Raw genomic sequence first — 23,896 nt, 5'->3', positions numbered from 1 at the left:
GTTTTTAAAATTTGATAAGACTTTAAATATGTGTCTTAAACACATGTAACATGCAAAAGATACAAACCGTATTTTTATTTTAGCAAAGACCAATTAATGCTATTATAAAGCTTATGGACAATTACCATTATGATGCCATTGTTGTAGGCTCAGGAATTTCGGGGGGATGGGCGGCAAAAGAGCTCAGCGAACAGGGTTTAAAAGTATTGATGCTGGAGCGGGGCCGCAATATAGAACATATAAAAGGCTATACCAATGCCAATAAAGCACCATGGGAATTGCCGCACCGCGATGTAGCTCCGCAATCAAAAATAAAGGAATATACGGTACAACAGGAGGCGCATGGCCTTAATGAAGCCAATATGGATTACTGGGTGAACGAGCAGGAAAGCCCATATACGCAGGTTAAGCCCTATAACTGGCGGAGAGGTTATCACGTCGGCGGCCGCTCCTTAATGTGGGGCAGGCAAAGTTACCGTTGGAGCGATTTTGATTTTGAAGCCAATGCCAAAGAAGGCATAGCTATCGATTGGCCGGTTCGGTATAAAGATATAGCGCCCTGGTACGATCATGTAGAACGCTTTGCCGGCATCAGCGGTTCTTTGGAAGGTTTACCGCACCTGCCCGACGGGCAGTTTCAACCGGCCATGGAGTTGAATTGTGTAGAAAAAGAAGTATCGGCCCGTATAAAAAAACAATACAATGGGCAGCGTCACATGATCATAGGCCGCACGGCCAATATTACCAAGCCATTGCCGGGCCGAACCAATTGCCAGTATCGCAATAAGTGCGCATTGGGTTGTCCCTTTGGGGGATATTTCAGTACCCAATCATCCACACTGCCGGCGGCTATGGCTACGGGAAACCTTACGGTTCGCCCATGGTCGATAGTTACCCGGGTATTGTATAACAAGGATACCCAAAAGGCAACAGGTGTAGAAGTGCTGGATGCGGAAAACAATAAAACATATACTTATACTGCGAAGATCATTTTTTTAAATGCATCCACCTTTAACAGTGCCTGGATCCTGATGAACTCGGCTACAGATGTATGGCCCGGTGGATTGGGCAGCAGCAGCGGCGAATTGGGTCATAACGTGATGGATCATCATGTAGGAGGTGCAGCCCGGGGGATTATGGAGGGCTATGAGGATAAATATTATTTTGGCCGGAGGGCCAATGGTATATACATACCGTGCTACCGTAATTTATTTGGCGACAAGCGAGATTATCTGCGGGGTTTTGGTTACCAGGGTTCGGCAGGCCGTGAAGGATGGAGCAGGGAAATTGCCGAACTAAGCATAGGCTCTGATTTTAAGGATGCGTTGACAGAGCCGGGAAACTGGGTTATGTCTATGGCAAGTTTTGGCGAAGTACTGCCTTATCATGAAAATAAGATCAGCATAAATAAGCAGGTTAAAGACAAATGGGGACTTAATACTTTATCTGTCGATATTGAGATGAAGGAAAATGAACGCCGGATGGAAGCCGAATCGTTAAATGATGCGGTGGAAATGCTTGAAAAGGCTGGGTTGAAAAATGTAAAAGGATTTATAGCCCGCAAAAATATAGGCGCTATACATGAAATGGGCGCTGCACGCATGGGACACGATCCCAAAACATCGGTACTTAATAAGTGGAACCAGGTTTGGGATGCTAAAAACGTATTTGTTACCGATGGATCATTCATGGTGTCCTCATCCTGCGTAAATCCATCGCTGTCCTATATGGCCTTTACTGCGCGGGCTGCACATTTTGCTGTTAATGAGTTAAAGCTGGGGAATTTGTAATAGATAAAGGGTGATGTTAATAAAGTCGTCATTGAGAGGCACGAAGCAATCTCTAAGCTATACAGGGCCGCTTGACTTGGCGTAGACCCGCTCTTGGCCGCGGGAAGCCAGTTACTTTTGTCTTGATACAAAAGGTAACCAAAAGATCAAGTCACCAGAAATGCTTCTTTGCGCACAAGGCCTTTACCCAGCAAACCGGGCAGAACCACGGGCTGCTAAACCTTACCTCCACTTCGTTCGCTCAATTCCCGATGCTTCGGCAAGGTTTGCTAATGCCCCTGCAGCCGCACAAGTCACTATTGTTCTGTCCGCTTTCACCCGAAGCTGTTCTGCTGACGGGGAAAAGAAGAACTACTTAATAGCGTAAAAATCAATAATTCACTAAATCAGTAATTCAATAATTAAAAACCGCCCGAAGTTGTTCTACTGACAGAGGAACCAAAAAAGGCCCGGCATTCTACTTGCTTATCGCTCCCCCTTCAGGGGGCTGGGGGGCTCAGTTTCTTCTGTTAAACAAAAACGAAGCGTAATAAACCAGTGTAGCCAGCGCGCTCAGGGCGGCAACTACATAGGTCATGGCAGCCCACCAGAGGGCATCTTTGGCTTGCTCATGCTCCTGCGTGGTTTGCATAATGCTGTAATTGTTATCCAGCCAGGCCAATGCCCGTCTGCTGGCGTCAAATTCAACGGGAAGTGTTATAAAACTAAAAAAGGTAACCAATGCCAGCGCGGCAACACCTACCGCCAATACATACGGGTTGTTGGCAAAAAATAACAGTATGATACCGATAAACAAGGTCCACTGGGTTAGGGTTGAGGCCACATTGATAATAGGTACCATAGCCGAGCGGAAACTTAGCCATCCGTAAGCCTGTGCATGCTGAACGGCGTGCCCGCACTCATGCGCAGCAACAGCAGCCGCGGCAATACTCCGGCTGTAAAAAACATCCTGGCTAAGGTTAACCGTTTTTGTTTCGGGGTTATAATGATCAGTGAGCTGTCCTTCAACAGAAATTACCTGTACATCAAATATGCCGTGTGCGCGCAGCATTTTTACAGCCACTTCCTGGCCAGAAAGGCCGGACAATAATGCCTCCTCTGAGTATTGTTTAAACTTGCTTCGGAACCGCCACTGCACAATAAAGCTTATCAAGGCGATCGCGATCATCAGGAACCAGGCCGAATTGTAGCCAATATATCCAATAATTATTGATAAGTGATTCATTTTATTAAGTCAAAAGTCAAAATTAAAAAGTCAAAACGCTTGTCAATTTTATTATTCAAAAACTATTCCGATTCATTTACTAAGCCAAATTAAAAGACCTTATTCTGTGTAATGTTCTATTTTGATTTTTACTTTTGACTTAAAATGGAACCTTCATTTTCATACTGGGAGCACACCGCGTTTATTGATCAGGCTGATGTGATTATCGTTGGCAGTGGCCTTGTTGGCCTGAGTGCCGCGCTGCATTTAAAAAAACAGCAACCTAATTTAAAAGTATTGGTGTTGGAGCGTGGCTTTTTACCATCGGGCGCCAGTACTAAAAACGCAGGTTTTGCCTGTTTTGGTACAGTTTCCGAGCAAGTTTCTGTTATCAATCAATCGTCCGAAGAAGAAGCCATGCGTTTGGTAGCCTATAAATGGCGCGGCCTGCAACAATTACGGGAAAACCTGGGCGATGCCTACATGGATTATTATCAGCATGGCGGTCACGAACTTTTTATGAGCCATGAAAAATATATCGCTCAAAACTGTATAGAACAGATCAATCATCTCAATAAATTATTACAACAAGCTATTGGCCAACCTGACATTTATGCAGTAGCTGATGCTAAAATTGCAGATTTTGGCTTTGGTAATGTTAGTCATTTAATATATAACCGCTTTGAAGGACAACTACATACCGGTAAAATGATGCGTACCTTATTATATAAGGTATATAATTTAGGCGTGCTGGTGTTAAACAATTGCGAAATATCAATCATTGAACAGGAAGACAAGCACATCAGGCTGACCACTTCGCAAGGTAACTTTAAGGCCGGTAAAGTGATACTGGCTACCAATGCTTTTGCCAGTCAGTTGTATCCGGGACTCAATGTGATTCCGGGCAGGGGGCAGGTGATGGTCACCAAACCCATTCCCGGCTTAAAATTGAAAGGCACTTATCACTTTAACGAGGGTTACTACTACTTCCGTAATATTGATAACCGCGTATTGTTTGGCGGCGGCCGCAACCTGGACTATAAAGCCGAAGAAACCTGGGATTTTGGACATACCGATACGGTAAAAGAAAAACTGATCAGCTATCTGCATGAAGTAATATTGCCAAACCAGGATGTGGAAGTTGATTACTGGTGGAGCGGCATCATGGGTTTTGGCGAAGAAATTACCCCGATAGTAAAGCAAATACAACCCAACATATTTTGCGCCGTACGCTGCAACGGCATGGGGGTGGCTATGGGAAGTTTGGTTGGTGAGGAAGTAGCGGAGCTGACTTTGAAAGGATAAATCATTTCAATAGTTTATCTGCTGACGGAAGGCAAGAAGAATGCGGTACTTTAATCAATAATTCACTAAATCACTAATTCAATAATTAGCCCCGTTTATCTGCTGACTGAGAAAAACCTGTGACTTTTGGCTGAAGACTCAAGACTTCGAACTCATGACTTCCTCTCCTGAACTTACAACTCTATTCGGCCTGTTGGCATCGCCCCATTCGGAGAGGCAGTAAAGCACTGATTTCAGGCTTTGACCTAATTCGGTTAAGCGGTATTCTACTTTTGGTGGTACTTCGGGATAAACCTGTCTGCTGATGAGTTTGTCCTGTTCCAGTTCACGTAGTTGTAAAATCAGTATCCGTTCAGAAACATTAGGCAGTGAGTTTTTGAGCTGACTGTAACGCATACAACCCTGCAATAACAATCGCCATAAAATTTGAGGTTTCCAGCGCCCGCCTATCAGGTCGAGCGTATAAGAGGTGCCGCAACCGGCCAGGATCAGCTTTTCATTTTCAAGGTTGGTGGAGGTTTCCTTTCTCATACTTACATTTATGTTAGTACTATACAAATTTATCAGTATGTACAAATGTATGGGTTTGGTGGTAGCTTTGCAACAGTATTAAAACAAACAGCACATGCAAAAATTAAAAGATAAAATAGCCTTGGTTACCGGAGGCAGCCGGGGTATGGGCGCGGCAATAGTAAAACACCTGGCACAGGAAGGCGCCACGGTGGTTTTTACTTATGTAAACGGAAAAGAAAAAGCACATATCCTGGTAGACGAATTAACCGGCGAAGGATTAAGCGTATCGGCAGTTAAAGCGAATAACGCGGTGGATGGTGAAATAACCTTAGCCTTAACACAAACGGTTGAAAAGTTTGGTAAACTGGATATCGTGGTCAACAATGCGGGAGTTTATGCGGGTAAACCGATGGAAGAACATACACTGGATGATTACCGCTTTACTATGGATGTAAATGTGAAAGCAGTTTTTGAGGCAGCGATTTTCGCCGCGCAAAAACTGGAAAAAGCAGGCAGATTTATTACTATAGGTAGTAATATGGCCGATAGGGTTGTTGCGGCGCAGGGCACATTGTACTCCATGAGTAAATCGGCGTTAATTGGCCTTACTAAAGGTTTAGCCCGAGATTTGGGTCCGAAAGGCATTACGGTAAACCTGTTACAACCCGGCCCTGTGAATACCGATATGAATCCGGCAGAAGGTAGTCATGCTGATCATGCACGCAGCTTAATGGCCATTCCCAAATATGGCGATCCGCAGCAGATAGCTGAAGTTGTAGCCTACCTGGCCAGCCCATTGGCAAGCTTTACCACGGGCTCCATCATGACTATTGATGGTGGGTTTAATTGTTAAATTTTAAGTTTTGGGTCTTAAGTGGAAAATCTTGGATGGTATTTTTTGACTTAGGACTCATGGCTTAGTGCTTATGACTCAAAACAACTCCACCAATCTTTCCAAAGCCATTCCGCGGGAACCTTTGATCAGGATGGTGGAGTTTTTTATCGGATGACTTTTAAGCCCTGTAATGGCATCTTCGGCTGTTAAATAAAAAGTTGCAACCAGATTTTGACTTTTGACTTTTGACTTTTGATTTTCGAACTCCTTGCCTATAAATATCCTTTCATCAACAGATGTATCCAACGCTTTTTGAAGAACGGTAAGATGTTCGGCCGGCGATTCATGGCCCAGCTCAAACATATCGCCCAGGATAAGCACTTTTCGTTTCGCATCAATTTTGTCCATGTTTTCGATGGCTACGGCCATGCTGCTGGGGTTGGCGTTGTAGTAATCGCAGATGAGCGTATTGGTAACAGTTTGCACAATCTGCGAGCGGTTATTTTTAGGTTGATAATTCTCGATGCCCGCGTTTATTTCCTGTGCTGAAATTTTAAAATAAGTACCGATGCTGATTGCCGCCAAAATATTATTCAGGTTATAGGCTCCGGTAAGTTGTGTTTTAACCTTATAGTTTTCGCCGGTTGTATTGTTGGTCCATTGAATAGTAAGTAAAGGCGCGTTCTCGATGATCTCACCACTGATGAGGTTGTCAATATCCTGCGTGCCGTAATAAACCACATGCTTTAAATGCCGGGCTTCGGCCATTTCCATTAACACCGCATCGTCGCTATTGATAAAAACAGCAGGATTGCTTTCGGACTTGCCGACTTTCGGGCTTTCGGACTTTCGGAAGAAATCATACAATTCCCCTTTACCCTTTTTTACACCTTCAACACCGCCAAAGCCTTCCAGGTGCGCCTTGCCCACATTGGTAATTAACCCGTGCGAGGGCTGCGAGATGCTGCAAAGCAGTTCGATCTCCTTCTGGTGATTGGCGCCCATTTCTATTACCGCCGCCTCATGCGTGGCATCAATAGTTAGTAGGGTGAGCGGCACACCAATATGGTTATTCAGGTTGCCCTGCGTAGCCTGGGTTTTAAAATGTTGGGATAGTACAGCATTGATGAGCTCCTTGGTGGTGGTTTTGCCATTGGTACCCGTAAGCCCGATGACTGGTATTTGTAATTGCCTTCGATGGTGCCTGGCCAGGTCCTGCAGAGCGGTTAATACATCCTCAACCAATAAATATCGCTCACCCAATTGATATTCCGGATTATCTATAATAGCATAGGCTGCCCCGGCTTCTATGGCTTGCCGGGCAAAAGTATTAGCATCAAATTGAGCGCCTTTGAGGGCAAAAAATAAACTGCCGCTGCCAATTTTCCGGGTATCGGTACTGATTACAGGGTGTTGCAGGTATAACTGATATAGTTGTTCAGTAGTCATATTTTAGTATCAAGTAGCGAGTATCAAGTATCAAGACTTTTTTTAGAAGTGGATATCTTTACCGGCATATTAAAACGCTTTAAAATTATGCATTTTTTTGTCTTGATACTTAATACTCGCTACTTGATACTAAATAACTAATTTTTATTCATCCAGCTTATTACGGCTTTAATTTCGCCGTAGGTGTAGGCATCGCCTAAAACTTCTTTAAGAGGGGCCAGGCGTTCAGCGCCATAATTTTCTACGGCTTCTATAATTATGGGCAATTTGGTTTCTGCCACCAGTTCTTTAACATCCAGATCGCCGGTTTGTACAAAATAGCTCAAGTGGCTTTCGATGGTTACCTGCGAAAGACCCCTCGCCGCCGCGATTTCTGTAACGTTTTTACCCTGGCGGTATAAGTTAAAAGTTTCGGTACGGGTGTCTGTTCCGCTTCGGGGGGTGCGTGCCGGGCGCTCCGTTTTGGTTTTGCGCTCCCGTTTGGGCGATTTATAGGCGATCTTCGATTCCAGGCCTTTGGCTTTGCAATAATCCTTAACCGGCTGTAAAAGCTCGCGGCCATAACGGGCCAGTTTAACATCGCCAAAGCCGGATATCAGCCTCAGCTCATCTAAACTTTGGGGCAGGTAAGTAGCCATTTCCAGTAAGGTAGCGTCAGAAACAATGATATATGCCGGTACATTTTCCAGTTCGGCAATATCGCGGCGGGTATTTTTTAACCTGCTCAGCAGTTCTGCCTCATGTGGCGGTGCAACTTCGGTATGGTGCTCTTCGGTGGTTTGTGTTTCAATAAATTCAACTTTTTGCAAGCCTTTGAGCACCAGCGAGCTTTGGCTGGTTAATTTTAATACCGGGTAGCCATCATCAGTTACCTGTAAATACTCCAGGGTGATCAATTCACGGATGTAGCGCTGCCAGTCGACCTTGCTGATGTCGGCACCTATGCCGTAGGTTTTTAATTGACCTAAAAAACCACCGCCTATGGCGGTAGGTCATGGTCAAAGGCTAAGCCGGTTTTCGTAACTTAGCATAGTGACGAAGTATAAAAAATTATCACATAGCTTTTACTATTGTGTCTATCACATTGTTTGGACACCGAAATACCGTTTCCGGGTTTTGCGTGATATTGTAGCAGATGCCCTTGATGATAAGATACGTTCGCTCTGTGCATGGAAAGATGTAGAAATATTAGAGATGAATATCATTCCAGATCATGTGCATTTAGTGTGTAGTATAGCGCCGAAGATGAGTGTAAGTGAGTTTATGGGGATACTCAAAGGTAAGACGGCGATGATGATGTTCAAGAGTTATCCGACGTTACGAAAAAAACCTTACTGGGGGAATCATTTTTGGAGTAGGGGATATTTTGTGAGCACAGTAGGAGTTGACGAAGAACGGATCAAGCGCTATGTAAAATATCAGGAGGATGAAGATCGGAAAGAAGATGGCTCAACAGATCTGAAACTATTTTAATGAATGTCCCCTTCAGGGGTAAAGCAAAAGCCCCCACCTCAGGTGGGGGTTGTTTACTGCTTATGCTCTTCGCGGATCTTCTCGTTCTTTGAGCCGCGTAAAAAATCGATCACATAGTTTACACCGAACCGCTCATTCAACCGGGATACCGCCGACAATGCTTTTTGGGCGATCAACGTACCGTCAAAACGTTTAAACTCGGTCAAACAAACATCGCAGGAACCGCAGTTTGGCGGGAAAGCCTCGTCGAAATAATTCATGAGATATTGCCTGCGGCAGGTTTGCAGCTGGCAGTATTTCACCATATCGTTCAGTTTGTTGAGCATAATGCGGCTTTGCTCTTCGTTACCTTCAATGCGGGCAAAGTGTTGCAGCTTACCTGCATCACCCGGCGAATAAAGCAACAGTGCCTCGGAAGCTAAACCATCACGCCCGGCGCGACCGGTTTCCTGGTAATAGCCCTCGATATTTTTGGGAAGATCCACATGCACCACATAACGTACGTTTGATTTATTGATGCCCATACCAAAAGCGATGGTAGCCACAATGATCTTGACATCGTCCCGTAAAAAAGCTTCCTGGTTTTTGGCTTTAACCTCATTGTTAAGGCCTGCATGGTAGGCTTCGGCGGCAAAGCCTTCGTCTTTCAGGTCGGCCGCCAGGTCTTCGGTTGATTTACGCGAAAGGCAATAGATAATACCCGATTCATCCGGGCGCTCCTTTAAAAAAGTGATAAGTTGCTTAAACCAGCTCTTTTTCGGCGTAACCCGGTACGTGATATTAGCCCGGTTAAATGAGGATACAAATACCGCCGGCTGGTGCAGGTTCAGTTTTTCGAGGATATCTTTTTGGGTAAGCTTATCCGCAGTAGCCGTCAAAGCGATCACCGGCACATTCGGGAACTCGTTTTTCAGTTGGGCAAGCATCAGGTATTCGGGCCTGAAATCGTGGCCCCATTGGGATATGCAATGCGCCTCGTCAATGGCTATCTGTACTACGTTGAGCGTTTTTAAAAAAGGTACCAGTTTGTTTTCCTGGCCGAAAAGACGCTCGGGGGCGAGGTATAACAGTTTGATCTGATTGTTTCTTAATCGTTCCACTAACTGGCGCTGCTCCTCGGGTGTTTGGGCCGAGTTCAAAAACGCTGCCGGGATGCCGCTTACATTCAGGCTGTCAACCTGGTCTTTCATCAAGGCTATCAAGGGCGATATCACGATGGTAAGCCCATGAAGTAATATCGCAGGCAACTGATAACACAGGGACTTGCCACCCCCGGTAGGCATCAGCGCCATCACATCCTGCTTGTTCAAAACATGCTGAATAATGGCCTCCTGCTGGTGCCTGAAATTGCTGTAACCGAAATATTTTTGAAGAGCCTGTAATGGGGTCATATAATTAGATGTGCAGATGTTTTTAGATGTGCGGATGTGCAGATATGCAAATGTGCAAATTTTGGATGATGTCTGAACTCGAATCAATAGAATTTAAGAATTAACAGAATAATCGGATTATATTCTGTTAATTCAATAATTCTACAAATTCCGGTTCAGACAAAAAATCACCATATTAGCGTATCTCATAACTATATTTTTACTATGATAAAAAAGCTAATCCTTATTTTAATAGCCGTTGCTTCGACATCGGCTGCTTTTGCGCAAAAAATACAATCGCCCGATGAGTTTTTAGGGTATAAACTGGGCGACCAGTTTACGCCGCATTATCGTATTGTTGATTACTTTAAATACATTGCCCAGGCATCAAAAAATGTAAAGCTACAACAGTTTGGCAGTACCAACGAAGGACGCCCGCTGCTGGCCATGTTCATTGCTTCGGACGAGAACATTGGTCGCCTGGAAGAGATACGGCACAACAACCTGCGCCTGGCTGGTATGGAAGGCGGCAGCGTTATAGCTAACGCCCCTGTAATTACCTGGCTGAGCTATAATGTGCACGGTAACGAACCGGCATCAAGCGAGGCCGCTATGTGGACCTTGTATGATCTTGTGGACCCAGCCAATACGGCTACCAAAGCCTGGCTCAAAAATTCCGTGGTGGTTATCGATCCATGTTTAAACCCCGATGGGCGAGATCGGTATGTGCATTTCTATAACTCAGTAAGGGGCGTCGTACCCGATGCCAGCCCCACTGCGCGGGAACACGTGGAGCCATGGCCCGGTGGACGCGTTAACCATTTTTATTTTGACCTGAACCGCGACTGGGCCTGGCAGGCACAAAAAGAAACACAGGCACGTGTGGGCCTGTTTAACCAATGGCTGCCCCAGGTTCATGTAGATTATCATGAACAGGGATACAACGCTCCCTATTATTTTGCACCCGCTGCCGAGCCCTATCATAAGGATATCACCAAATGGCAGCGCGATTTCCAGGTGACCATTGGTAAAAACAATGCCAAATATTTTGACCAGAATGGCTGGATGTATTTTACCAAGCAGGAGTTCGATCTGCTTTATCCATCTTACGGTGATACCTATCCTTTGTACAATGGCTCCATCGGCATGACTTATGAGCAGGGCGGTATCAGCGCCGGGCTGGCTGTACTTACCCGCAGCGGCGATACGCTTACTTTTGCCCAGCGTATAGCGCATCACCATACCACCGGTTTAAGTACGGTTGAAATAGCATCGGCCAATGCTCAAAAATTGCTGGATGAGTTTAAAAAGTTTTATGATAATAGTCGCACCAACCCTCCGGGCGAGTATAAAACCTATGTTATTAAAAACGATAATAACAATAACATCAATACATTGGCCAAAATGTTGGGTCGTAACGGCATCCAGTATGGCTTCGGTTTAGGCAATAAAACCGTTATCGGGTACGATTATTTTACAGGCAAAACCGAGCAATATAAAGTAGGGCCAAATGATATGGTGATCAACGCGCATCAGCCCAAAGCTGTGCTGCTACATGTATTGCTGGAACCCAAAACCTTTATTGCCGACTCCAACACCTATGATATTACAGGCTGGGCACTCCCTTATGCTTATGGGTTAAAAACTTATGGCGTAAAAGAGTCGTTAAAACCAGCGGCTACTACCTCGGGTATTGTTGAGCCGCAACCCTTGGCTAACACTCATGCTTATGCTTATGTGGCCAGCTGGCAATCGGTTAATGATGTGCGGTTTTTAGCCGCTTTGCTCAAAAAACATATTAAAGTTCGCTACTCCGAAAAACCTTTTGAAGCGGCCGGTAAAAAATTCACGGCTGGCTCATTGCTCATCACCCGCGCCAGTAATGATAGGGCCGATTTTGACCAGGTGGTTACCCAAACGGCTGCAGCCCTTAATGAAGGGCTCACGCCTTTAGCATCAGGCTTTGTTGATAAAGGCTCAGACCTGGGGTCAGACGCGGTGCGGTATATCCGGCAGCCACGGGTAATGCTCATATCAGGCGATGGTGTAAACGCCGAAGCGATGGGCGAGGTTTGGCATTTGTTTGAACAGCAATTGGGCTATCCCATTACGCTAATAAACTACCAAAGTCTTGGTCGTACCCGCCTTGCTGATTTTGATGTGGCTATTTTCCCGGATGGTAATTATGATGATTTTCCATCAGAAAAGCTGCAAGGCTGGATCCGCGAGGGTGGCAGGTTAATTGCCCTGGACAATGCGGTAGCGCAACTGGCCGACAAAAAAGGTTTCGCCCTGAAAAAGAAAGAAGAGAAGAAGGATGAGAAAGCGGAAGCTAAAGAAAAGGAAAACATTAAAATATATGGCGACCGTGATCGTGATGCCATTCGCTCCATGATTCCCGGCGCTATATTTAAACTCACGATGGATAATACCCATCCGCTTGGCTTCGGTTTACCCAACTATTATTACTCATTAAAACTGAATGACGATATTTATGATTATTTAGGCAGCGAGGATGGCTGGAACGTAGGCACAGTGAAAAAGAACAGTTATGTATCGGGCTTTGTAGGTGCACAATCCAAACAAAAAATTAATAACGGCTTGCTACTGGGTGTACAATCACTGGGCCGGGGTTCAGTAATCTATATGGTTGATGATCCGCTGTTCCGCAGTTTCTGGGAAAACGGCAAGCTGCTGTTCAGCAACGCGGTATTTATGGTGGGGCAGTAGCCCCCTAACCCCCTAAAGGGGGAACTTTTGATTAGCAAATTCAATATAAAAAAATGGCCTGCATTATCTTTACAATGCAGGCCATTTTGTTTTATAGCTCCCCCTTCAGGGGGCTGGGGGGTTAATTCGCTCCTTTCACCCTGCCTTTTTCATCATCGGCGCCGCTTCTGTGTTCGCGGGCTTTAATTTTGTTGTTACCAAAGTTGTAGGTAAAGGTTAGGCGGCCAACCCGTGAATCGTTGATCTGGCGGATGTCAAAATCGTTACCCAGTGTGTGGCTGCTTACGTTATTACGACGGATGAAGAATATATCATCAAGAGCCAGTTTAATGTTAGCCTTTTTGTTGGCGAATGAGTGACTTACACCAGCATCAACACCATAACGTGGTTTTATTTTGTAGATGCCATAGGTAAGCGGTGATTGGTAATCGCCCCTGATTTCAAACTTGTAGCTGCCAAAGGTTAATGTTTGAGTGGCTTTTACCTGTACGGTTACCTGGCCAGAGCTTAGTCTACCGGTTCCAACGGAGTCTGATTTAAAGCCCAGGTAAAAGCTGTTCACGTCAACATTACCACTCCACCATTTAGTAATGGTATATGGCGCGTTGATATTAAGGCTGTAAGAATTTTGGGTTTGCAGGTTCAGATTGGTCTGAAAAGATTTTTGGCCTTCTGTTAATATAATCTCGGTAATTACATCGGTAGTACGGCTGTAGTTTAAACTTACGTTGATGCTTTTGTTATAGGTATAGTTAAACTCAAAGTTGTTGGTGTACTGTGGTTTCAGGAAGGCGTTACCTTTTGAAAAGGTGTACGGATCAAGATAATACACAAAGGGATTCAGGTCATCATAACCCGGGCGGTCGATACGGCGGCTGTAAGAGAAGCTGATCTCGTTTTTATCATTCAATGTACGGTTGACGAACACGCTTGGGAAAAGATTAAAATAGCTGCGATCAACCGGGGTGCTGCCCAAAAGGTTACCATTTGATTGGGTATACTCACCACGTAAACCTAATTGTATGGATGTTTTTTTGAACTGTTTATTCAGGTTAAGATAACCGGCAGTTATTTTCTCGGTATATATAAAGCGGTTGGTACGGGTGGTATCGTTCACATAACTATTGCCGTTAAATATCTGGGCTTGCAGGTTATTATCGGTTTTAACACTGCTGAACTTTGCACCCGTTTCCAGCTTTACGGTTTTAGAAAGCGGTTTGGTATAATCAACCTTAGCGGTATATATGGTAATGTTTGATGGTGTTTGGTTACGCAGCAATTGAGGCGCGTGTGGTGTACTGCCATCTGGCAGGAAATAATTAGTATTATATTGAGCTATAGAGTTGTTTTTAAATTTAGAGTAATCCAGGTCGACGCTTAATTCCTGGCCGCTGGTATCAATCTTGAACCTGTCGTTCAGGTTGGCTGCAAAGTTTTTGTAAGATTGATCGATAGTTGATACGGTAGTTAAAGAGGAATCGACCAGGTTAGGTGCCGCGCCAATTTTAGTACTGCCGTTATTATTGTCCAGTTCTGAATTTGAATATCCGCTTACTACAAACCCGATGGTATTTTTAGAGGTCACATCATAATCGGCACCTATGCGGTAGTTGTTATAATGATAAACGTGTGGCATGCTGGTGAGCTGGTTAAAATAAGTAGGCTTGCCCGTGCTGTCCCTGGTAACACGGTCAATATAAATATCGCGGGTATTTTTGTTATCGCCACGGCTAAAGGTTCCAAACACATTCAGGTTGCCTTCTTTGTGATTTAAGTTTAAGCTGGTATTATCTCTCCAGTATTTACCGCGGGCTGTGCCAACAGTGATACTGCCGTTTGTGCCCGATTGGCTGTTTTTCTTTAGCTTGATATTGATGATACCTGAGTTACCGGCAGCATCATATTTGGCAGACGGGTTGGTAATGATCTCGATGGATTTGATGGTATTGCCATCTGTTGAGCGTAACAGGGTAGCCAATTGCGCCGCGCTTAAATAAGTAAGCTTATCATTGATCATCACAGTTACACCTTGTTTGCCTTTCAGGCTGATGTTGTCATCCTTATCAACGGTAACGCCAGGCGCTTTCTCCAGGATCTCCAATGCGGTGTTGCCTGCTGCCAGTACGCTGTTTTCCACATTCATTACCGTACGGTCTATTTTGCGTTCGATGAGTGGTTTGGTGCCGGTAATGGTTACACCTTTAAGCTCGGTGCTGCCTACATGCATGCTTAGCGCGGGTGCGGTAACGGTTGCGGCGCTCTCCGGAACGACGAAAGGGGTGGTTACCGCTTTTTGGTAACCCACAACAGAAGCCTTAACCAGGTATTTTCCTGAACGGATGTTGTCAAAGGTGTAAACGCCATTGTCATTGCTCAAAGCGCCTTTAACTACGGTTGAGTCGGCGGCCCTGATGAGGCTTACGGTGGCGTAATCCATCGGTTTGCCCTGCTCATTAAGCAATGAGCCAGATACCCTGGCACCTCCAGATTTACCCCCCTGGGCAAAGGAAGCGCTCCAGCTGATAACTACAAGCAGGAGGGTGCAAAATATGTTGTTTATAAAAGTTTTCATGGTTTTGGTATTAAAAATGTTTGGGCAGTAAAAAGCCATCAAAGAGTTTGCTTCTTTTTAAAATTTGTGAATGAAATGTTTTAGTTTATCCGGCGTTTACCGGTCATAGTTTTAGTATATTATTTTATATAGGCCGATTTTTTCATTGTGTTTGTTTTTATAGTTCAAATGTGCAAACAGATCCGGTTTTTGAGTAATGCTTTTAGGCGAAAACGTCTAAACTTCCGGTAAACGGCCTGAAAACACCGATGAACATTACAACTCTTTTACTTTTATGTTACCCAGCCCGGTTAAATTCCCGGCTTTGTGTGGATTTTACATTAAGATGCTAAAAGTGGAGATAAGGTTACAGAGTATTTAAACTTTTTAATACCGGGAAGCTGCTTTTAATAACATTACTAAGAAATATAAAAACAGGGCTATGGTTTACAGAAGGAATATTTGTTGCTGATATAAACTGTTTTGATTTTAACGTAACGGCTGTTTTTGTGTTTAGAGAAAAGCAAAAGGGAATAATAAGCCCGCTAAATAATAGCAGGCTTATGTATTTTATCAAGGCTCTCATGATATAATAATAGGTTTAGGTAGAGTCGTTTACTGATCCTGGGTTTTCGCAGTATCAGGTACCAAATGATTTTTGATGCTATCGGCTTTTGCAGCGGCAGCAATGGCCGCGGTATCTATTTTACATTGTAAGCCATCAGCAGCCATAATGTATACAGAGCCGTTAGGGTTCTTTGGTGTATTGGCCTGTCCGCAGTCATATATGTTAAGGTCAAGATTCCGGTCAAGCTTTTCGTCAATAATCAGCTTGGCGTTCAGTGGAACCTTCAGGGTGATGTGCAGCTCCTGTCCGCGCCACATGGCACGTCCAAGTCTTTCCAGGTGACGATCAAATTTTAATACCGAATCTTTTTGTATAAAACGGTAACTAATGTTGCGGGCGTTGATCAGCGCGTCTTCATCGGTACGGCCCCTCGCGGTGAATGATTCCACAAGGATCGGCTGCGGCACATCGCTCTTTTCTATATCGATATGTACACGATCTTGATGATCAAAATCGTCGCCGTTATAATCATCGTCAAGAATGATCATACCATTAAACCTTTCCTTAATGCGCAGGCGGGTACTATCTTCATTGGTTAAATACTTGGCATCATTCAGCTGTAAATAATAGGTGTTGTTGGGTGTTGCCTTAATGTTGATGGTTTTGCTCAGTTTAGCGCCTTCCTTAAAATCGGCCGAAGCTCTTGCACCATAGTATACAACCGCGCCCAGCGAAGCCAGCCATACGCATAATAATGTAGTACCAATGGAGCGGTTAAAGGTGGCGTTTTTGAATAAAAAACCAATGGTAACTAATATAAGTGTTAATAAAGGTATGGCTAAAAGCAGGAAACCACCTACAAGGAATATCAGGTTAGTATTCTCGTTAACAATATTGAATGGGAATATATGATATATATCCGTTTTACCGAAGGCGACAAAACCCACAAACACTACAATAAGCGCGATGGCTAACCCAAAACAGGCCAGCAAAATGGCAATCCCAATGAGTTTACCCAGCAAACTGCCGGTGCCTCTTAAAAAAGTACCCAGGTGATCAAAAAAATCGCCCAGGAAATCGCGCACTTTATAAACAAAAGGGCGGGCCTCGTGGCGAAAATTGGATAGGTTTTCTTTTACCAGGCTCATTTCATCCTCAAAGTTCTTTTTAAAACCTTTCAGGTCCTGTTTTTCGCCTTTCATGGCCATACGGTCGGCCCGCGAGGTAGCTTTGGGTACCACTATCCATAATATAACATACAATATAAGGCCGCTGCCCGCAAAAATTAAAGAGAGCGCAAAAGCCAACCTGATCCATACAGCCGGGATATCAAAATAATTGGCTATACCCGCGGCAACCCCGCTCACCAGGTGATCGTCCGGGTCACGGAAAAGACGGCGGCGTTCTGTATTATAACCAAAAGGGTTGCTTCCAGCCGGTTTGGCCTCATCATCGGCCGATTCAAAATCTTCTACCGAACCCATTTGCTCAATAACCACTTTAACATCGGCCTCTACAATAACCTGTTTGTTTTGGTTGGCCAGTAGGTCGTTAAACATTTCGGCAATACGGTTTTCGATGTCGGTGGTGATCTCCAGACTGTCGGCCGACGTTGAAAAGTGACGTTTTACGTCGGTCATGTAAGCTTTGAGTACCTCGTAAGCATCCTCTTCTATATGAAATACGATGCCATTTATATTTATGATGATAGTTTTATTCATGATCTGTGATTTTTTTATAGGTTTTTATTTTCTCTCGCCGATGGCGGTTTGCACGGCATAAACCAGTTCCTGCCAGGTTTTATCCAGCTGTTCCAATACATTTTTTCCTTCTTCCGATAGCACGTAATACTTTCGCGGTGGGCCCGAAACCGACTCCACCCAGTTGTAAGTGAGCAGGCCGTTATTTTTTAAACGGGTTAGCAGAGGATACAGAGTACCCTCAACTACAAGTAGTTGGGCTTTTTTAAGTTCAGCAATAATGTCTGATGCATATATTTCGCCCCGGGATATGATGGAAAGGATGCAATACTCCAGTATGCCTTTCCTCATTTGGGTTTGTGTGTTTTCTACAATCATAATACAAAGATATATGTTTTAAATTGTATTATGCAATACATAGTACTATAATTAGTAATTTTACTACTAAAAATTGAATTTTTAAAAAAAAATCATTGAATTGTAAGAATTTACTTGACTTTTTGATAATGTAACATTACTTTTATGATTAATTAACTATTAACTGATCTTATTATTAACGAAATGAAAAAACTTCTACTAGCAAGTTTGTGCATTCTGCTGTTTTCTATTACGCAGGTTTTTGCACAAAACCGTACAGTTACTGGTACGGTTACGGCCAAAGATGATGGCTTACCCCTTCCGGGAGTATCAGTAAGGGTAAAAGGGACCACAACAGGTACCCAAACAAGCGCCTCCGGAAAGTTTACTCTTAATGTACCGGCAAACGGCAAACTTTTATTTTCTTTTATTGGCTATGCCCCACAGGAAGTTTCTGTAGGTACTAAAAGTGTTATTACTGTTGTGATGGAATCTTCGGCTAAAAGCCTTGGTGAGGTTCAGGTTACAGGTGCGTTAGGTGTTAAGCGCCAGGCTAAAGAGCTTGGTTATGCCGCTACAAACATCTCCAATAAGCAACTTACCGAAGCCCGTCCAACCAACTTTACTAACGGTTTAACTGCTAAGGTTGCAGGTTTGGTTATTAGTACGGTAAACAACGGTCTTAATCCCGATACCCGTTTTACATTGCGCGGTAACCGTCACATTACAGGTAACAACTATGCGTTGGTGGTATTAAACGGTACGCCGATATCACCAAATGAGGTTACCACAATTAACCCTGATGATATTGAAAGCGTGAACGTGCTGAATGGTGCAGGTGCAGCGGCCCTTTATGGATCTGAAGCATCAAACGGCGCCTTGGTTATTACCACCAAACATGGAAGCGGAAGTGGCCAGCCAACCATCACCTACTCCAATACGTATCTTCGCGAGTCTGTTGCTTACATGCCGGCTTTGCAAAATAAATTTGGCGGTTATGGGGGTGAAGGTACTCCTTATCAGGATGCGGTAACCGGTTTTATTACTACTACTGTACCTTATGAAAACCAGTCATACGGTCCTGCTTATGATGGTCACATGCAAATGTTGGGTATTCCGTTGGAGGATGGTACCACACAGTCATATCCATATCAGTCTCCGTCAGGAAAAAGCTATGCGCGCCGTTTCTTTGTATCCGGTAACCAGGATCAGCATAGCCTTTCATATGCGGCTGGCGATGCCACTAACTCCTTTAACCTGACCGCTTTTCGCGTAGATCAGACAGGCATTGTACCGGATGATAAGTATAATAAAACACAGGTGCGAATCTCTGGAACCAAAACGGTTGGTATTTTTAGAGCCGAAGGAACAGCCAGTTTTTCACAAGGAAATACCGACACTTACGGTAACTATGGCGACATATTGAGCACCATATTCAATACCCCAAGTTGGGTGCCGCTTCAAAACTTTAAGGACCCAACTAAGCCATTTGCCGATCCAAGCACTTATTTTAACTCTTATGGTATTAATCCATACTGGAGTATCAAAAATTCAAGATCAATAAGACGTACTGATGTATTTAATGGTAGTTTCTCGGGTACTTTAACCCCAACCAAATGGTTTGATGCTACTTATCGCTTAAGTTATAATGGCGGTACTTATCAGCAAACAGATACCCGCGCCGAGATTGATTATACCCCGTATGCACTTAGCGACCCTACGCATGGTGGCAGCACCGTTGGTTCAAGCTATGGCGCGTTGATCAACCCCGGAACTGTAAATAATATTAAAGTTTTTGGCGACGGTAGCCTTCCAACCAATAGTGTTTTTGCCGGTCCTCAAGGATATAACCGTTTACAACAGGACATCTTAACCAACTTTCATAAATCATTTCTGAATGATCAGTTGAAAGCTAATTTATTAGTAGGTAATACCATTTGGCAGGAATATGCCAGCTTTGTTCAAAACGGATCAAATAACCTCCTGGTAAAAGATTTCTATAATGTAGGGTCTTTATTGGGTGTGCCAAGCGCTTCGGCCGGAACATTCAAGATCCGCCAGGTAGCCTACTTTGGTGATCTTTCATTAGGCTGGAGAGATTTCGCGTTTTTGGAAGGTACTTTACGTAACGACCATGATTCAAGACTTTCTGCAGCTAACCGTTCTATCTGGTATCCATCAGTAAAAGGATCATTTGTGCTTACCTCTGCTTTTGATGCCTTAAAAAACAACAAAATCCTTAACTACGCCAAATTAAGAGGTGGTTATAGCCAGGTGGGTGATGTAAACATTGGCCCCTATAGCCTGCTCAATACATTTACATCAACAAGCGGTTTCCCTTATGGTAACCTTGGCGGATTGAACCTGAGCACGCAGCTAAATAATCAGAACCTAAAACCTGAGTTAACAAAAGAGGTAGAGGTTGGTGCCGACCTGGGCTTTTTTGATGGCCGTATTAACCTGAGTGCTACCTATTACAATACACACACTAAAAATCAAACATTACCTATTACGGTTTCGCCAACAACCGGCTACCAAAGTACAATTCTTAATATTGGTGAAACACAAAACACCGGTTACGAGTTTAAACTGGACGTAACCCCGCTGCAAAAAACAGCAAATGGCGTTGGTATCAGTTTAAGCGGCAACTTTGCCATCCAAAATTCAAAAGTATTATCGCTGTTTGGCCAAACCAAGCAACTGACTTTAGGTGGTTATACCAATGCCACTACCAGTGCAGTAGTAGGCCTGCCATATAGTGTTATATTCGTAACTGATCTTAACCGCGATCCGCAAGGGCATGCCATTGTTGATCCGGTTACAGGCTATCCTTCATTAAACAGTAACCTTGTAAATGCCGGTCAAACTACACCTAAATACGTATTAGGTTTAACACAAACCATCAGCTATAAATTTATCACTTTAGCTGTAACGGAAGAATACCGCGCAGGTAACGTCATCTATAGCCAAAGTTTACAGGCAGCTACAGCAGCAGGTGTATCTCAGTTCTCTGTATCTTCAGATCGTCAGCGTTTTATTTTCCCGAATTCAGTGATCAACACAGGTACGGCTGATAACCCGGTTTATACCCCTAATACTACTGTAAGTGTTCAGGATGGTGGTTTAGGCTTCTGGGATAACGGCGCGTATTATCAGGCCGGAAGTACTTATATAACCAGCGGCGCATTCTGGAAATTGCGTGAAGCCAACCTTTCCTTCGATCTTTCCAGATGGATCAAAAAAACCGGATTTATCAAACGTGCTAATTTTGCTTTTATTGGTCGTAACCTGTTTATGTGGCGGCCAAAAACCAATAACTGGGTCGACCCTGAGTTTGCTAACAGTGCTACTAACGGCGATATTGGTGTTAACAGCACCCAGCAAATGCCGGCAAGCCGTTTTTACGGAGCTAACTTAACAGTGACATTTTAACTAACAAAACGATGAAAAAGTATTTATCTATAATATTTGCAACGCTTGCTTTAGCGGGAAGCAGTTGCAAAAAGGATTACCTGGAGTTATCAACTAACCCCAACCAGCCCGTAACAACAACACCCAACCTGGCATTATCAGGCGCTTTAAAGATCACTGCCGATATTACCAACAATGTTGGTCCGGGAGGAGGATCAGTAACGTCTTACGTTAATTATGCCTGCTGGATGGGCTACCTGAGCTGGAGCACAAGCTATCAGCCCAATGTGGCACTGTTGTCATACCAGATAACCTCTGCCAATTATAATTACTGGACACCGCTATATTTGAATGTAGCCAATTATAACGCATTAAAGGCTTCAACTACAAATCCGTACTTTCAGGCCATTGCTGATATCATGATCGCGTTTGATTTTCAGGCGATAGTTGATAACTATAATAATGCCCCATATACCGACGCTTTAAAAGGAACAGCAGTGCTGAACCCTAAATATGATAAAGGATCGGCTATATATGACGACCTGTTGAAACGTGTAGATGCGGCTATGGCATCTATACAAGCCGCTCAGAAATCGGCTACACCACCAGCCACTCCTGGTACTGCAGATATCATGTATAAGGGCGACATGACCAAATGGTTAAAATTTGCCAATACCCTTAAATTGCGTTTAGCTATACGCCAAAGTAATATTGCATCAAAAACGGCAGCTCTTAAAGCAGCTGTAGCAGCAACACAAAGCATCGGTTATATTGATGCTACCATGCCAGGTAACGTAAACCCTGGTTACCTGAATAGCGATGCATTCAATGGTCAGCAAAGCCCGCTTTGGAGAAACTACGGTACAACGCAAAATGGCGGCGCACAAACTAACAAAAATCAATACCAGGCTAATAGTTACGGTGCTACTGTGCTTACGGCAAATAGCGATGTTCGTGGTTTCGTGGTTTATACAACAACATCAGGTGCCATCAGCGCAACTGCTTTGGGTATAACACAGCCGCCGGCGGTTGCCCCAAGTAAAGTTGGAACAGGCTTGTTGAAATCTGCTACCATGGATGCGGTGATCATGTCGGGCTCTGAAGCTCTATTTTTACAGGCCGAAGGTGTTAAAAGCGGATATATTACTACTGGTAGTGCCGAAACATTATACAATGCCGGTATCAATGCTTCTTATGCCGAATTGGGTTTAACAACCACACAGGCGGCTACCTACCTTGCGGCTAACCCGTACCCAACGGCCGGTACCGATGCACAGCAGGAGCAAGCCATCATTACCGAAAAATGGAAAGCCCTGGCTATTTATGGCGCATTTGAGGCATTCAATGAATTCCGCCGAACCGGTTACCCTAATAATATCCCGCTTTCTGTATACCCGGGAGCTAATCCTCCAAACCAGGTTACCCGTATACCTTATCCTGCTATTGAGTATCAAACCAACGCGGCTAACGTAGGAGCAGAAGGCAATATATCGGTATTTACCTCTAAAATATTTTGGGCTAAATAACACTTAAACGAAAAGAAAAATGAAAACGAAATTATATATTAAAACAGCTTTTGTCGCGCTGGTGTCAATGGCAAGTTTAAGCTCATGCCTGAAGGATGATAAGCATTACGTGGATTTTGCAAGCGCAAAACCTTTGATTGAGATCCCTTCGGTGGCCAACGTTGGGGGATCGGGCGGTTTGTTTCAACCAGTGGTTGTTGATAATGCACCATCAGTACCGGTGAATTTAGCGGTTAACCTGGCATCGCCTCACACATTGACTTCAGCAACAACAGTTACGCTTTCGGTAGATCAGGCTGCATTAACGGCTTACAATACCGCTAATGGCAAAAATTACTTATTACTACCAGCCAGTGATTATACCAGCACCTTATCGGCTACTATACCGGCTGGTCAAAACCTGGCTAATGTAGTGATCAATGTAAAATCAAGTTTGATCGATCCGTCAATAACCACTTATGTTTTGCCTTTAACCATTACCAATGGCGGTGGACAGCAGATCAGTAACTATAAAACTGTTTTGTTAAACATCCAGGCAAAAAACATATATGACGGAACATATACCGTAACCGGAACAATGAATGATACGGGCGTTCCCACAATTCTCGGTAATTATCCTCGTACGGTTAATCTGATAACCCAGGGAGGAAATTCGGTAGGTTATTCTGATAATGGAAGCTATGCGCACTCCATCATAAGTAGTGGTACAGTAACTACATACGGAAGTTTTGCACCTGTATTTAACTTTGACTTAACGACTAATAAAATTACAAGTGTGGTTAACTATTATGGCCAACCTGCAGGTAATGGTCGTTCTGCAAGATTAGATGTTACAGGAATTAATGCCTTATCCGGTACACCAGGACAAGCAGGTTCTGTTATTAAAGTGAAGTACGTATTAGTGGCCAGCGGCGCTGACAGGACTTTCTTTGATGAAACACTTACCTGGAAGAGTTCAAGACCATAGAACTTTATTTTAAATATTTGGAAAGCCGTCTTACAAGCAATTGTAAGGCGGCTTTTTTTAAATATATATTTCTTGAGAAAAGCTGATATTATAAGAGATCGGCACACCATATTATTTCGTTGGTAATCAGGTTTTATCTCTTATATT

Annotated in this window: 16 protein-coding genes; 8 read left to right on the top strand and 8 right to left on the bottom strand. The window is 43.9% G+C overall.

Features of this window, described 5'->3' with window-relative positions:
- The first annotated feature begins 113 nt into the window (after window positions 1–113).
- The gene (locus ACNURT_RS01940) at window positions 114–1,790 is read left to right on the top strand and encodes a GMC oxidoreductase (protein ID WP_419700315.1); all 1,677 of its coding nucleotides are present in this window, start codon (window positions 114–116) and stop codon (window positions 1,788–1,790) included.
- Between the two features lie 496 nt (window positions 1,791–2,286).
- Here the strand turns inward: ACNURT_RS01940 and ACNURT_RS01935 are convergent, their stop codons facing one another.
- Window positions 2,287–3,015 carry a zinc metallopeptidase gene (locus ACNURT_RS01935; protein WP_419700314.1) on the bottom strand — a complete coding sequence of 243 codons (729 nt, stop codon included), beginning with the start codon at window positions 3,013–3,015 and terminating at the stop codon, window positions 2,287–2,289.
- A 144-nt stretch (window positions 3,016–3,159) separates the two neighbouring features.
- Between ACNURT_RS01935 and ACNURT_RS01930 the strand changes: the two genes are divergently transcribed.
- Window positions 3,160–4,299, top strand: a complete 1,140-nt coding sequence (locus ACNURT_RS01930; RefSeq protein WP_419700313.1) for an NAD(P)/FAD-dependent oxidoreductase — start codon at window positions 3,160–3,162, stop codon at window positions 4,297–4,299.
- Between the two features lie 138 nt (window positions 4,300–4,437).
- Here the strand turns inward: ACNURT_RS01930 and ACNURT_RS01925 are convergent, their stop codons facing one another.
- Complete coding sequence (locus tag ACNURT_RS01925; protein ID WP_370997000.1) at window positions 4,438–4,830, bottom strand: winged helix-turn-helix transcriptional regulator; 393 nt, start codon at window positions 4,828–4,830, stop codon at window positions 4,438–4,440.
- Window positions 4,831–4,924: 94 nt separating this feature from the next.
- Between ACNURT_RS01925 and ACNURT_RS01920 the strand changes: the two genes are divergently transcribed.
- Window positions 4,925–5,665, top strand: a complete 741-nt coding sequence (locus ACNURT_RS01920; RefSeq protein ID WP_419700312.1) for an SDR family NAD(P)-dependent oxidoreductase — start codon at window positions 4,925–4,927, stop codon at window positions 5,663–5,665.
- 78 nt (window positions 5,666–5,743) lie between these two features.
- Here ACNURT_RS01920 and ACNURT_RS01915 read toward each other — a convergent pair whose 3' ends face one another.
- Both ACNURT_RS01915 and ACNURT_RS01910 read right to left on the bottom strand, forming a co-directional pair.
- Window positions 5,744–7,096 (bottom strand): UDP-N-acetylmuramoyl-tripeptide--D-alanyl-D-alanine ligase, encoded by a 1,353-nt coding sequence (locus ACNURT_RS01915; RefSeq protein ID WP_419700311.1) that lies wholly within the window; start codon window positions 7,094–7,096, stop codon window positions 5,744–5,746.
- 137 nt (window positions 7,097–7,233) lie between these two features.
- Window positions 7,234–8,079, bottom strand: a complete 846-nt coding sequence (locus ACNURT_RS01910) for a helix-turn-helix domain-containing protein (protein WP_419702105.1) — start codon at window positions 8,077–8,079, stop codon at window positions 7,234–7,236.
- A 49-nt stretch (window positions 8,080–8,128) separates the two neighbouring features.
- On the opposite strand from ACNURT_RS01910, the gene tnpA reads away from it, so the two are divergent.
- Window positions 8,129–8,569: an IS200/IS605 family transposase gene (gene tnpA / locus ACNURT_RS01905; protein WP_419699343.1), complete on the top strand. Its 441-nt coding sequence runs from the start codon at window positions 8,129–8,131 to the stop codon at window positions 8,567–8,569.
- 53 nt (window positions 8,570–8,622) lie between these two features.
- On the opposite strand, the gene recQ is transcribed toward tnpA, so the two are convergent.
- Window positions 8,623–9,960: a DNA helicase RecQ gene (gene recQ / locus ACNURT_RS01900; RefSeq protein WP_419700310.1), complete on the bottom strand. Its 1,338-nt coding sequence runs from the start codon at window positions 9,958–9,960 to the stop codon at window positions 8,623–8,625.
- 204 nt (window positions 9,961–10,164) lie between these two features.
- On the opposite strand from recQ, the gene ACNURT_RS01895 reads away from it, so the two are divergent.
- Window positions 10,165–12,669: a M14 metallopeptidase family protein gene (locus tag ACNURT_RS01895; RefSeq protein ID WP_419700309.1), complete on the top strand. Its 2,505-nt coding sequence runs from the start codon at window positions 10,165–10,167 to the stop codon at window positions 12,667–12,669.
- A gap of 121 nt (window positions 12,670–12,790) precedes the next feature.
- Here the strand turns inward: ACNURT_RS01895 and ACNURT_RS01890 are convergent, their stop codons facing one another.
- From ACNURT_RS01890 to ACNURT_RS01880, 3 genes are all read right to left on the bottom strand, one after another.
- On the bottom strand, window positions 12,791–15,241 hold the full coding sequence (locus ACNURT_RS01890; RefSeq protein WP_419700308.1) for a TonB-dependent receptor domain-containing protein: 2,451 nt from the start codon (window positions 15,239–15,241) through the stop codon (window positions 12,791–12,793).
- A gap of 594 nt (window positions 15,242–15,835) precedes the next feature.
- Window positions 15,836–17,509, bottom strand: a complete 1,674-nt coding sequence (locus ACNURT_RS01885; RefSeq protein WP_419700307.1) for a PspC domain-containing protein — start codon at window positions 17,507–17,509, stop codon at window positions 15,836–15,838.
- A gap of 24 nt (window positions 17,510–17,533) precedes the next feature.
- Window positions 17,534–17,866 (bottom strand): PadR family transcriptional regulator, encoded by a 333-nt coding sequence (locus tag ACNURT_RS01880; protein WP_370996992.1) that lies wholly within the window; start codon window positions 17,864–17,866, stop codon window positions 17,534–17,536.
- Between the two features lie 183 nt (window positions 17,867–18,049).
- Between ACNURT_RS01880 and ACNURT_RS01875 the strand changes: the two genes are divergently transcribed.
- The 3 genes from ACNURT_RS01875 to ACNURT_RS01865 are packed head-to-tail and all read left to right on the top strand — an operon-like array spanning window position 18,050 to window position 23,749.
- Window positions 18,050–21,277: a SusC/RagA family TonB-linked outer membrane protein gene (locus ACNURT_RS01875; RefSeq protein ID WP_419700306.1), complete on the top strand. Its 3,228-nt coding sequence runs from the start codon at window positions 18,050–18,052 to the stop codon at window positions 21,275–21,277.
- An 11-nt stretch (window positions 21,278–21,288) separates the two neighbouring features.
- Window positions 21,289–22,782: a SusD/RagB family nutrient-binding outer membrane lipoprotein gene (locus ACNURT_RS01870; protein ID WP_419700305.1), complete on the top strand. Its 1,494-nt coding sequence runs from the start codon at window positions 21,289–21,291 to the stop codon at window positions 22,780–22,782.
- A gap of 19 nt (window positions 22,783–22,801) precedes the next feature.
- A complete protein-coding gene (locus tag ACNURT_RS01865) occupies window positions 22,802–23,749 on the top strand; it encodes a DUF1735 domain-containing protein (RefSeq protein WP_419700304.1) in 948 nt (315 codons plus the stop codon).
- Window positions 23,750–23,896: the final 147 nt, after the last annotated feature.

This window comes from Mucilaginibacter sp. NFX135, from assembly GCF_048565145.1.
Classification (GTDB): Bacteria; Bacteroidota; Bacteroidia; order Sphingobacteriales; family Sphingobacteriaceae; genus Mucilaginibacter.
The sequence above is the reverse complement of the archived record's forward strand: the minus strand, read 5'-3'. Positions and strand labels throughout refer to the sequence as shown.